The sequence below is a fragment of the Nonomuraea sp. PA05 genome, from assembly GCF_008086045.1.
In the GTDB taxonomy this organism is placed as follows: Bacteria; Actinomycetota; Actinomycetes; order Streptosporangiales; family Streptosporangiaceae; genus Nonomuraea; species Nonomuraea monospora.
The window spans coordinates 1-11,824 of the sequence record NZ_VSEY01000008.1; the positions used below are offsets into that span (position 1 = coordinate 1).

12 protein-coding genes are annotated in these 11,824 nt (G+C 68.9%); 2 read left to right on the plus strand and 10 right to left on the minus strand.

The annotated features are described in order from the left end of the window. The 10 genes from FXF51_RS61860 to FXF51_RS14360 form a co-directional block, all read right to left on the minus strand. Positions 1-656, minus strand: a 656-nt coding sequence (locus FXF51_RS61860; RefSeq protein WP_222871277.1) for a winged helix-turn-helix transcriptional regulator, incomplete at its 3' end; no start/stop codon positions are given. 114 nt (positions 657-770) lie between these two features. Then, on the minus strand, positions 771-2,348 hold the full coding sequence (locus FXF51_RS14320) for an FAD-dependent monooxygenase (protein WP_148434936.1): 1,578 nt from the start codon (positions 2,346-2,348) through the stop codon (positions 771-773). Between the two features lie 93 nt (positions 2,349-2,441). After that, positions 2,442-2,732, minus strand: coding sequence for an MTH1187 family thiamine-binding protein (locus tag FXF51_RS14325; RefSeq protein ID WP_148434937.1), 291 nt, complete (start codon positions 2,730-2,732; stop codon positions 2,442-2,444). Between the two features lie 232 nt (positions 2,733-2,964). Continuing rightward, positions 2,965-3,288 (minus strand): hypothetical protein, encoded by a 324-nt coding sequence (locus FXF51_RS14330; protein ID WP_148434938.1) that lies wholly within the window; start codon positions 3,286-3,288, stop codon positions 2,965-2,967. A gap of 10 nt (positions 3,289-3,298) precedes the next feature. After that, on the minus strand, positions 3,299-3,976 hold the full coding sequence (locus FXF51_RS14335; RefSeq protein ID WP_148434939.1) for a uracil-DNA glycosylase: 678 nt from the start codon (positions 3,974-3,976) through the stop codon (positions 3,299-3,301). A gap of 69 nt (positions 3,977-4,045) precedes the next feature. Next, a complete protein-coding gene (locus FXF51_RS14340) occupies positions 4,046-5,422 on the minus strand; it encodes a M1 family metallopeptidase (protein ID WP_148434940.1) in 1,377 nt (458 codons plus the stop codon). Positions 5,423-5,558: 136 nt separating this feature from the next. Continuing rightward, positions 5,559-6,470: a carbohydrate ABC transporter permease gene (locus tag FXF51_RS14345; protein ID WP_148434941.1), complete on the minus strand. Its 912-nt coding sequence runs from the start codon at positions 6,468-6,470 to the stop codon at positions 5,559-5,561. Then, the gene (locus tag FXF51_RS14350; RefSeq protein WP_148434942.1) at positions 6,467-7,849 is read right to left on the minus strand and encodes an ABC transporter permease subunit; all 1,383 of its coding nucleotides are present in this window, start codon (positions 7,847-7,849) and stop codon (positions 6,467-6,469) included. Before FXF51_RS14350 ends, FXF51_RS14345 begins: the two co-directional genes overlap by 4 nt. A 12-nt stretch (positions 7,850-7,861) precedes the next feature. Next, on the minus strand, positions 7,862-9,187 hold the full coding sequence (locus FXF51_RS14355; RefSeq protein ID WP_148434943.1) for an ABC transporter substrate-binding protein: 1,326 nt from the start codon (positions 9,185-9,187) through the stop codon (positions 7,862-7,864). Positions 9,188-9,194: 7 nt separating this feature from the next. Then, entirely contained in the window at positions 9,195-10,442 is a 1,248-nt protein-coding gene (locus FXF51_RS14360) for an ABC transporter substrate-binding protein (RefSeq protein ID WP_222871278.1), read from the minus strand. A 129-nt stretch (positions 10,443-10,571) separates the two neighbouring features. Here FXF51_RS14360 and FXF51_RS14365 point away from each other — a divergent pair, with 129 nt between their 5' ends. After that, positions 10,572-11,078: a PadR family transcriptional regulator gene (locus tag FXF51_RS14365; RefSeq protein WP_148434945.1), complete on the plus strand. Its 507-nt coding sequence runs from the start codon at positions 10,572-10,574 to the stop codon at positions 11,076-11,078. Continuing rightward, positions 11,075-11,803, plus strand: coding sequence for an ABC transporter ATP-binding protein (locus FXF51_RS14370; RefSeq protein WP_148434946.1), 729 nt, complete (start codon positions 11,075-11,077; stop codon positions 11,801-11,803). Before FXF51_RS14365 ends, FXF51_RS14370 begins: the two co-directional genes overlap by 4 nt. Positions 11,804-11,824 lie beyond the last annotated feature (21 nt).

Consider the following 11,824-nt stretch of genomic DNA (forward strand, 5'->3'; position numbering starts at 1 on the left):
GCGCTGGGGGTGATGGGCGGCGTGGCGCTGGGGGTGATGGGCGGCGTGGCGCTGGGGGTGATGGGCGGCGTGGCGCTGGGGGTGGTGGATGACGTGGTGCTGAGGGTGGTGGGCGACGTGGTGCCTGCGGCGGCGGGCAAGGTGGTGTGTTGGATGGTGGGCGACCCTGTGTTGCAAGTAGCGGGCGAGGTTGTGGCGAGTGGCGGGGTTCCGGTAGCAGCGGATGGGAGGGTAGCGGGCAGGAGGAGCGGGGAGGGGACCGTTGTGGCGAGGAGGGCGTGTACGCGCGCCACCTCCGTCCCCCCGACCCGGGGCGCCCCCGTAGCCGACCCGTCCCCCAGCAACCACCGATCGGCCCAGTCCTGCATGCTGACCAGCGTCGGCGCCAGCGCCCACCCCGTTTCCGTCAACACGTACTCGTGCCGCACAGGCCGCTCCTGATAGGCCCTCCGCCGCAGCACCCCGTGCTCCACCAGATGCTTCAGCCGCTCGGTCAGCACCTTCCGTGAGATGCCCAGCTCCCGCAGCAGGTCGTCGAAGCGCCGATGGCCGCGCGTCACCTCGCGCACGATCAGCAGGCTCCACCAGTCGCCGATGACGGAGGCCGCCTGCGCGATCGAGCACTGGACGTCCTGCTCGCGTAGCTGTCTGACCACGAGATGGACTTTACCTCAGCGGGTCTCTATTAGGAACTTACTTAGTTCCCAAAAGAGACCGAAGCGGCAGCGTGGGATTGCTCATGGAGGCGATGTGAGGGCACGGGGCGAAGGTCAGCGTCCCAGGATCTGCTGGAGCACCCGCTCAAGCGTCGCCACCGGATCCTGAACCGCCCCCGGCGACCGCCAGGCCACGTACCCGTCCGGCCGGACGAGCACGGCGCCGCCCCCGCTGACGCCGTACCGCTCCTCGAAACGCCCCTCCACGTCCAGCAGCTCGTCATCCACCGGCAGCCGCGTCAGCGCCACCCCGAGCCGTTCCTTGACCACCCGCCCCGCCTCCATCCACGCCTGCCGCCCCTGCTTGGCGGCCATGAGGACGAAGCCGGACCCGAACAGGTCGATGGTGGAGATGCGTTGCCCGTCCCAGTCGAGCACGACGTGCGGAGCGCGGCTGCCGGGCCGCCCGCCGGCGTGGCGCGGGTCCTCCAGGATGGAGCCGTCGTCGCCGGGCTCGGAGAGGATGGCCGTGGAGTGGCAGCGGTGGCCGAGCAGGGTGTGCAGGAGGTCGGGCAGCGGTTCCGGGTAGCCGATGCGCGCGGCCGGCGGCATGCGGGTGCCCAGCTCGGCGAGCTGCGCGTCGGCTGTCAGGGTGCCGATCGGGCGGCGTTCGGCGTCGTAGGTGTCGAGGAAGGCGGGCCCGGCCTGCCCGGTGAGGACCAGCCACAGCCGCCAGGCCAGGTCGGCGCCGTCCTGCAGCGCGGTGCTGCCGCCCTGGCCGCCGGTGGGCGGCATGGTGTGGGCGGCGTCGCCGGCGAGGAACACCCGTCCCGCCCGGTAGGTGTCGGCGAGGACGTGCGCGATGCCGAACGTGGCCCGGTCGAGGATCCGCACGTTCAGGTCGGGGCGGCCGGTCGCGAGCCGGACCAGCTCGGCGCAGCGGTCCACGGGGACAAGCCCATCGGCGTCGTGCACGCCCAGTACGTGCGCCCCGGCCCCCGCGCCGGTCACCAGCACGCCGGTGAGATCGTCGTTGCGCAGGTACCACAGCGTGACCTCGCGCTCGCGCACCAGGTCCGACAGGTCGGCGTCGAACATGATCGAGCACATCCTGCCCAGCTCGCCCTTGCCGGAGGTGGGCACGCCCAGTGCCGTACGCAGCGGGCTGTGGTGACCGTCGGCGGCCACCACGTAGTCGGCGCGTACGAGCCGGTCGCCGTCCTTGCCGCGGATCAGCGCCGTCACGCCGTCGGCGTCCTGCTCCAGTGAGACCAGCTCGGTGGAGAAGCGCAGGTCGGCGCCGAGCTCCTCGGCCTTGACCCGCAGCACCCGCTCGATGTCGGCCTGCGGCGCCCCCACCATCGCGACCGGGGTGAGAGCGGCCAGGAAGGCGTACTCGGCCTGTCCGCCGTCGGTGATCAGGTGCGGCTCCGGGTCGGCCATGTCGCGGGCGATCGCGATGCGCATGCCGTCGCCGATGCCTGCCCAGATGTCTCTGAGCTCGTCCTCGATCCCCTGCACAGGGCGCAGCAGTTCGAGCGCCCGCGGACCGATCCCGAACGCCTTGGGCTGGACGGAGGTGCTCGGATGCCGTTCGACCAGCATCACGGGCACCTCGCGCCAGGCCAGCAGCGTCGCGGCGCTGAGCCCCGCGTACCCGCCGCCGACCACCAGAACGGGCACTCGTTCCATTGAGACCACCTCCGAGCACGCGTACTATCGCGTCTGCGTCAGGGCAACACAATATGACGCGTCTATGGAGGGGTCAAGATATATCGCGAAATATCAGGACAGGTGGCGTTCCAGGGACTCGATCTTGGAGGTCATGCCGTCCGAGACCCCCTCGCGCAGGTCGGCCTTGAGCACCAGGCTCACCCGGGGGGCGACCTCGGCGACCGCGTCCACGGCGCGCTTGACGACGTCCATGACCTCGTCCCACTCGCCCTCGATGGTGGTGAACATGGCGTCGGTGCGGTTGGGAAGCCCGCTGTCGCGCACGACCTTGACGGCGCGCGCGACAGGCTCGGCGACCCCTTCGCCGACGCCCAGCGGGGTGATGGAGAAAGCGACGATCATCAAGGCTCCTCAGCGAACTCAGCGATTTCAGCGAACTGCGAACTCAGCGAATCCAGCGAATCCAGCGAACTCAGCGGAAGACATGACAGCGAGAAACACGACAGCGCAAGACCAGGACAGCGCAAGACCAGGACAGCGCAAGACGTGGACAGCGAAAAGCCACGACGTCCGCAGAACGCCGTGGCCGCCGCCGTACATCACGTCATGTCACGTCATGTCATGTCATGTCACGTCACGCGTGGTCGTGCTCTTCGTCGTCCTCTTCCTCGCTCGGCCCCTCCGACGGCTCGACGCCGAGCACGGCCTCGCGGGGCTCGATCTCGCTGATGTGCTCCACGAGCTGCAGCACGTGGTCAGGCTCGATCAGCCACTGCAGCGCCGAGGCGCCGGAGTCGTCGGAGCCGACCAGCTCGGCCTGCTCGGTGCGCTCCTCTTCGGTGAGATCGGCGTCCGGATGCCGGATCTCGGCAAGCGCCGCGGCCTGCAGCGCGTCCATGTCGAGCACCTCCACGGTCAGCTCGACCGTCAGGCGCAGGAACTTCGGTTCATCACTCATGGCGACGATGCTAGGGCAGCTTCCACTCCACAGGCGCCGCGCCTTGCGCGACGAGCAGCTCATTCGCCCGGCTGAAGGGCCGCGAGCCGAAGAATCCGCTGCGCGCCGACAGGGGGGACGGGTGCGCCGACTCGATGCGCGGCACCTGGCCGAGCATGGGCGCCAGGTTGCGCGCGTCGCGGCCCCACAGGATGGCCACCATCGGCTTGTCGCGCCCCACCAGGGCGCGGATGGCCTGCTCGGTGACCTGCTCCCAGCCCTTGCCGCGGTGCGAGGCGGGCTTGCCGGGCATCACGGTGAGCACCCTGTTGAGCAGCAGGACGCCCTGGTCGGCCCACGGTGTCAGGTCGCCGTTGGCGGGCCGCGGGAGCCCCAGGTCGGTCTCCATCTCCTTGTAGATGTTGACCAGGCTGCCGGGCAGCGGCCGCACCTCGGGCGCCACGGAGAACGACAGGCCGACGGGGTGACCGGGCGTCGGGTACGGGTCCTGACCCACGATCAGCACCTTGACCTCGTCAAAGGGCTGGTTGAAAGCACGCAGCACGTTGGCGCCGGCGGGCAGGTACTGCCTGCCTTCGGCGATCTCGTTGCGCAGGAACTCTCCCATCAGGGAGATCTGCTCGGACACGGGCTCGAGGGCGCGCGCCCAACCCTCTTCGACGACTTCGTTCAACGGACGACCGGCCATGGCCGTTGAGCTTAGTCAGGTCTGGTACGGCTTGCCTGCCGAACCCGGGGACAATCCGTACCAGAATGATCACAACGAGGGCTTGCCCGGCTTGAACAGCCACGCGTCGAAGAGGCCCGCGAGATCCTTGCCGGACACGCGCTGCGACAGTGCCACGAAGGCGGCGGTGTCGGCGTTGCCGTACCGGTGCTCGCGCACCCAGGCGCGCAGGATCGCGAAGAACGCGTCGTCGCCGACCGCGCCCCGCAGCACGTGCAGCGTCATCGCGCCGCGGTCGTAGACGGGGGCGTGGAACAGGTTCTCGGGGCCGCCGGGGTCGGCGGTCGGGGTCTGCCAGAATTCGTCCTCGGCCGGCCGCGCGTACGCCTCGTCGAAGGCGTCCTGCACGCTCTGCGCGCCGCGCCGCTCGCTCCAGAGCCATTCGCCGTACGTGGCGAAGCCCTCGTTCAGCCAGATGTCGCGCCACAGCGTGGGCGTCACCGAGTTGCCGAACCACTGGTGCACCAGCTCGTGCGCGAGCAGCGACTCGCTGGGCACGCGCGGGTAGATGGGCCGGGTCTGCGTCTCCAGCGCGTAGCCGACCTCGGGCGCGTGGTCCACGATGCCGCCGGTCGAGGAGTACGGGTACCGCCCGAACAGCCCGCTGAAGTAGTCGAGCACCGGCGGGTGCCGCTCGGCGAAGCCCGTGGCGTCACCGGCCGCCTTCGGGTCCACGGCGGTGGTCACCCGGTAGCGGCCGATCCTGGAGTCGGCCAGGTCGAACGTGCCGATCGACACCGTGGCCAGGTAGCCGGCCATCGGCTCGCGGGAGTTCCACACGTACGTGGTGCGCCCGCCCTTCGACGCCTTGCGCACCAGGTCGCCGTTGGCCACCGCGACGACGGAGCCGGGCACGGTCACCGTGAAGCGGTGCGTGGCCTTGTCCGTCATGTGATGGTTGCCGGGGTACCAGGTCATCGCGCCCTGGGGCTCGTTGGCGTTGAAGACGCCGTCATCGGTCTTGATCCACCCGTCCATGGAGCCGTCGGGGTCGATGACGTGGGCGGGGTTGCCGTCGTACCGGATCACGACAGAGAAGCCGCGCCGGTCGCGCAGTGTCCGGGGCGGGGTGACGACCAGCTCGGAGCCGCTCTGCGTGTAGGAGGCCGGCCTGCCGTCCACGGTCACGGAGCGTACGGTCAGCGTGTCGACGAGGTCGAGGTTGAAGCGGCTCAGTGCCTGCGTGGCCCGTGCCGCCAGGTCGGCGCGGCCGGACAGGCGGCCGGAGGCCGGGTCGTAGTCGAGGGTGAGGTCGTAGTGGAGGGCGTCGTACCCGCCGTTGCCCTGGCCGGGGAAGTACGGGTCGCCCGCGCCCGCCGCGCCCGGCGTGCCCGCCGGGTCGGCGGTTGCGGGGGTGAGCGGAAGCGTGAGGAAGGCTGCTGCGGTGAGAGCGAGAAGACGCTTCATGAAAAAGCATCGAAACTGCTCGTTTGGGCGTTACGGCGGGCGCCCGCCCCGGGCAGCGGATACGGGCGCCCGCCCCCGAAAAACGAAGCGGGCGCCCGCCCCCGACAAGCGGAGCGGGCGCCCGTTCAAGCCGTCGTCACTTGACGGAGCCGGCCATCATGCCCTGCACGAAGTACCGCTGGAACGCGAAGAACAACACCAGCGGAATGATCAGCGACATGAACGCCCCCGACGAGAGGATGTCGGTGTTCGACCCGAACTGCCGCATCTGAGACTGCAGGTACTTGGTCATCGGCTGGTTCCCGGTGTCCGCGAAGACCAGCGCGATGAGCATGTCGTTCCACACCCACAGGAACTGGAAGATGCCCAGCGACGCGATGGCGGGCTTGCCCAGCGGGAACACCACCGACACGAAGATCTTCCACTCCGACGCCCCGTCCATGCGCGCCGCCTCCAGCAGCGAGCCGGGGATGCCGACGAAGAAGTTACGCAGCAGGAAGATCGCGAACGGCAGGCCGAAGGCCACGTGGAACAGCACCACTCCGGGGATGGTGCCGAAGATTCCGGTGCTGCCGTAGAAGGAGGCGATGGGGATCAGCGCGATCTGGATGGGCACGATCAGCAGCCCGACGACCACGAGGAACGCGACGTCCCTGCCGGGGAAGTCCATCCAGGCGAACGCGTACCCCGCCATGGCCGCGATGCCGATCACCAGCAACGTGGTCGGCACCGTGATCGCGACCGTGTTCCAGAAGGACGCGGAGAACCCGCTGCCCAGCAGGTTGGCGTAGTTCTGGATGGTCAGCTCGGCCGGCTTGGTGAAGATCGTCCACCAGCCCTCCGCGCTGTTGACCTGGTTGGTCCGCAGTGAGACGACCAGCAGGCCGAGCGTCGGCACCAGCCAGAACAGGCCGAGCAGGATCATGACGACCTGGACGGCGCCGCTGCCCAGCCTGTCGACGATCCTGCTGGCGATGCCCCTGCGGGGCGCTCCCGACTCCAGCCCGGACGAGCCCGCGGGTGGCGCTGTGGCTGTCGCGGTCGTCATGACTCTCCCCTCCTGAACCGCCGGATGTTCATGATCATGAAGGGAAGGACCAGAATGAGCAGGAAGATCGCCAGCGCGCTGCCCAGCCCCTGGTTGTTCCCGCCGCCGAACGACACGCGCCACATCTCCAGCGCGACCACGTTCGCCTGCGGCTGCACCGAGGCGGGCGCGATGATGAACACCAGGTCGAACACCTTCAGCGTATTGATGATCATCGTCACGAAGACGACGAGCAGTACCGGCGACAGCAGCGGCACGGTGATCTTGCGGAACACCTGCCACTCCGTGGCGCCGTCGATGCGGGCCGCCTCCAGCGCGTCACGCGGGATCGCCGCCAGGCCGGCCGCGAGCAGCACCATGGCGAACCCGGCCCACACCCAGACGAACGCGCCGATGATCGCGGGTGTGATCAGTGTCGGGCCCAGCCACTGCAGGCCGCCGTACGAGGCCTGGAAGTTCGACTGCGGCAGCCGTACGGTGTAGGCCCCTGGCGCCAAACCCTCGAAGCGGAACGTGCCGTCCTCGGCCGTCGTGGCGGTGCCCGCGACCTGGCCGTTCTGCACCGCCTCGACGGTCATGCCGGGCAGGCCCTTCTCGGTGCCGTCCACGACGCCGCTCTGGCCGCCGCCGCCCTGCGTGAAGTCGAACCAGACGGTCCCCGACAGTCCGTCGCCCGCGGGAGCGGACTGGGCGGGCTGGGCGTTGGACGGCATGATCTCCGGCTTGACGCCGACGATCGGGATCAGCACCGGCGTGCCGGCCTGGGCGGGCTGCTTGGTGACGACCGCGCCGTCCTGCGCGGCGACCTGCGACTGGTCGCCCTCGCGCGGCCTGGCGTCCGGATAGCCCTGCGAGGAGGAGAACGTGTCGGCCACGGTGGTGAGGATGGCGTTGGCCAGGCCCTTGTCCGGGCTCTGCTCGTAGACGAGGCGGAAGATGACGCCCGCCGCCATGAGCGAGACGGCCATCGGCATGAACACGATCAGCTTGAACGCCGTCGACCACCTGATGCGCTCGGTCAGCACGGCGAAGATCAGGCCCAGCACGGTGACGATGATCGGGGCGACGATCACCCAGATCAGGTTGTTGCGGATCGTCGTCAGCGTGCCCGCGTCGGTGAAGATCGAGATGAAGTTGCCGAGCCCCACGAACTCGGTGAACCCGTTGGCGCCGTAGAGGCTGCGGATGATGGAGTAGACGATCGGATAGACCACCCAGATCCCCAGCAGCACCGCTGCCGGGAGGAGGAAGGCGATGGCGACCGCCGGCGAGGGGCCGAGGCGTTTTCTGGTACGGGGGGTTTCAGCCGGTCCGGTGGAGGTGCCGCCCGCGGTCTGCGCCGCGGGCGGGTCCTGCCGGCCGTCCAACCGTTCGGTCACGGCCTTACCTCTTTACTTCCAGGCCTTAGCGGCCTCTGCTTCGAGCGCCTCCTGGGTGCCCTTGACGTCGCTCGGGTCGCGGACGAAGTCCTGCAGCACCTTCCACTCGCCCTTGCCGTCGGTGCCGCCGAACGCGCTCGGCGCCAGGTCGGACATGTCGTAGCGGACGGCGTCGCCGGCGGAGACGATCGTCTGGCCGAGCTGCTTGGTCAGCTCGTCGGGGTAGTTGTCGGGCGAGACGTTCTTGTTGGGCGACAGGTAGCCGGGCAGCTTGGCCCAGACCTCGCCACCCTCCTTGGAGGCCAGGAACTGCACCAGCGCCATCGCGCCGGGGGTGTCCTTCATGGCCACGGCCACGTCGCCGCCGAGCACGACCGGGGTGGTGTCACCGGCCTTCGGGAACGGGAAGTACTTGGCCTCCTCGCCGACCTTGGCGCCGGCGTTCACGGCCTCGACGGCCACGAAGTCGGCCTCGATGACCATGGCGGCCTTGTCGGTGCCGTACACCTTGGTCACGCAGGTCGGGAAGTCGGTCTGCATGGTGCCGGAGGTGCCGTCGACCAGGTTGTCGCTCTTGGACACGATCTGCGCGATCTTCTCCAGCGCCACGCCCACGGTCGGGTCGGTCCACGGGATCTCGTGGTCGGAGAGCTTGTCGTAGTTCTCGGGGCCCGCGGTGGACAGGTAGACGTTCTCGAAGAGGTCGGTCAGCGTCCAGCCGGAGGCGCCGCACAGCGAGAACGGCGGGGTGCCGGAGTCGGCCACGGTCTGCGCGGCCTTCATCATCTCGTCCCAGTTGGTCGGCGGCTGCACGCCGGCGTCCTCGAACGCCTGCGACCGGTACCAGACCAGCGACTTGTGCGCCGCCTTGACCAGCACGCCGTACACCTTGCCGTCGACGGAGCCGAGCTCCTTCCAGTACGGCGTGTAGTTGGCGTCGATCTCCGCGGTGACCTCGGGGGTCAGCGGCTTGAGCGCGTTCTGCTCGACGTACTGCTCCACCAGGCCGGGCTGCGGCAGGATCGCGACGTCCGGCGGGTTGTTGCCCTGGATGCGCGGGCCGAGGTAGGCGCCGGTGTCCTCACCGGTGGAGGCGTAGGTGACCTCGGCGCCGGTCTTGTCGGTGAAGGCCTTCAGCACCTGCTCGAAGTTCTTCTGCTCGGCGCCGGTCCACTTGGCGGCTACCTCGATCTTGACGCCCTGGAGCGACTTGGCGCCGCCGCTGGTCGCCGATGCCGAGCCGGCCGCGGTGGGCTCGGTCGTCGTCGGCGCGTTGCCGCAGGCGGCGACGGCTACCGCGAGCCCGGCCAGGATCGCTGCTGCTCTGCCTTTTCGCATGGCTGCCTCACTGGGTTCTGATGATCTCTTCGAGTTCTGACTTCATGCCGGCCGCGACGTCGTCGGCGGCCGTGGGGGAGGGGTTGCCGAGCGCCTTGGCGACCGAACTGGCGATCACCAGGCTCAGCTGGTTGTAGTTCGCGCTCACCGGCCGTGGCCGGGCGGCGAGGATGCTCTCCTTGAGCACGGGCAGGTAGGGGAAGCGCTCGATGAGCTCGGGGTCGTCGTACAGCTCGCTCCACACGGGCGGGAACGAGCCTTCGGTGAGGACCCGGCGCTCGTTCTCCAGGCTCGTGAAGTAGCGGATGAACTCCTGCGCGGTGTGCTGGTGCTTGGAGTAGGCGCTGATGGCCAGGTTGGCGCCGCCCAGCGTGCTGGAGCCCGGCCCGTCGAGGCCGGGCAGCCGGGTCACGCCCAGCTTGTCGCCCAGCTCGGCCTTGGCCGGTCCGTACGCGTGCGGCCAGTTACGGGCGAAGGCGAGCCGGCCCTCCTGGAAGGCCAGGCGTGACTCCTCCTCCTTGTAACTCAGCGACTCCTTGGGGATCCAGCCCTCGCGCAGGCCCTGGAGCAGGAAGTCCAGTGCGACCCTGCCCTTGGCCGGATCGAAGGTCACCTCGGTGCCGTCGCGGCTGACGAGCTCCCCGCCGGCCGACTGGACGGCCTCGGAGAAGTTGACCGTGAGCCCTTCGTAGGCCAGGAACTGCCCCGCATACCCTCCTATGTTGTGCTTTTTCGTTATCTCGCGTGATTGGTCGCGAAGTTCGGCCCACGTCCGAGGCGGCTTCTTGACCAGGTCTTTCCGGTAGTAGAGCAGCCCAGCGTTGCTCGTGTACGGAACGGCCCAGAGCTTGCCCTTGTAGACGGCCGTCTCCACGACGGGCGGCAGGAACCTGTCGAGCGGGAACAACCCGCGCTCCAGGGGGATGATCCAGCCGTTCTCCGCGAATTCGGCAGTCCACACCACGTCGAGCCCCAGCACGTCGTACCGGTTGCTCTGGGCTTGCAGGTTGGCCGCGATCTGAGCGCGTTGCTCGTCGGCGGCCTCGGGCAGCTCCAGCAGCGTCACCTTCTCGGCCGGGTGGGCCTGATTCCAGCGATCCAGCAGGGGTTGCAGGTACGCCGTGGTGTCGCGTCCGGTGGCGAAGGTGATCGGGCCTGTTCCGCCCGTCCCGGTCTCGCCGCCGCCCTCGTCGCCCGCCGTCGCGCAGCCGGCCGCCAGGGTCACGGCCAGGAGTGCAGGCAGCAGGCGAAGCACCCTGTTTCCTCCACGTTCAGGTCGAATTACATACGTGTTAGGTAGATGCATTCATGTTATGCACAGCGGTAATCTGTAGGTCAACGGATTGGTCTGTAACGCGTACGTAACAGACCGGGGAGGAGAGCGGTGAGGCCTCACCTGCTGGCGCTCCTGGCGAAAGAGCCTGCCCATGGCTACGAGCTCAAACAAGCGCTTGAGCAGACGTTCGGCAGCGCGTACCCCTCCCCGAACATCGGGCAGATCTACGTCACGCTCGGCAGGCTGGAGAAGGACGGCCTCATCAGGGCCGTCGACGTCGAGCAGTCGAACCGGCCCAACAAGAAGGTCTACTATCTGACCGCGAAGGGCCGGGAGTCGCTCGAAGCCTGGGTGGACGAGCCGACCGAGGGCCCCAGGGTGCGCGACGAGTTCTTCATGAAGCTCGTGCTCGCCCCGCTCACCGGCATCGCCGACCGGATGGCGCTGATCAGCCGGCAACGGCGGCACTACCTGTCGCTGATGGGCGACCTCAACGACCTGCTGTCCCGCACCGCGCCGACCGATCGGGTGGCGATGCTGCTGATCGAAGGGGCCATGTTGCATCTTCAGGCGGATCTTGACTGGCTCGAACGCTGCCAGGAGGATCTGGCATGAGCCCGGTTGTGAAAACGGTCAATCTGGTCAAAATCTACCAGGATGGCGCGGTCCCCGTCCCTGCCGTACGCGGGGTGGACCTGGAGGTCGAGCCGGGGGAGTTCGTCGCGATCATGGGCCCGTCGGGCTCCGGGAAGTCCACGCTCATCCATATGCTGGGCGGCCTCGACGCGCGCACCAGCGGCGAGATCTGGCTCGACGGCAAGCGCACCGACACGCTCTCCGAGAGCGCCTGGGCGCTGCTGCGGCGCAAGAAGATCGGCTTCGTCTTCCAGTTCTTCAACCTGGTCGCCAACATGACGGTGGGCGACAACGTCGAGCTGCCCGCGCTGCTGGCCGGAGCCTCGCCCAAGGTGGCCCGCGAGCGGCGCGAGAGCCTGCTGGCCGCGCTCAACCTGACCGACAGGGCCGATGCCGCGCCCGCCCAGCTCTCCGGCGGCGAGCAGCAGCGGGTCGCGCTGGCCAGGGCGCTGGCCAACGAGCCCGCCCTGCTGCTGGCCGACGAGCCCACCGGCAACCTCGACAGCCGCAACACGCGCGACGTGCTACGGCTGCTGAGCGACGTGCACAAGCAGGGCCAGACCATCGTCATGGTCACCCACGACGCCCGCGTGGCCAGCCTGGCCGACCGGCTCGTGTCGCTGTTCGACGGGGAGATCGTGGACGACGGCCGCATCGCGCGCCGCCGCACGCGTACGGCCGGAGAGGTGATCGACCTCCGATGAGCACGAACTGGAGCGAGTGAG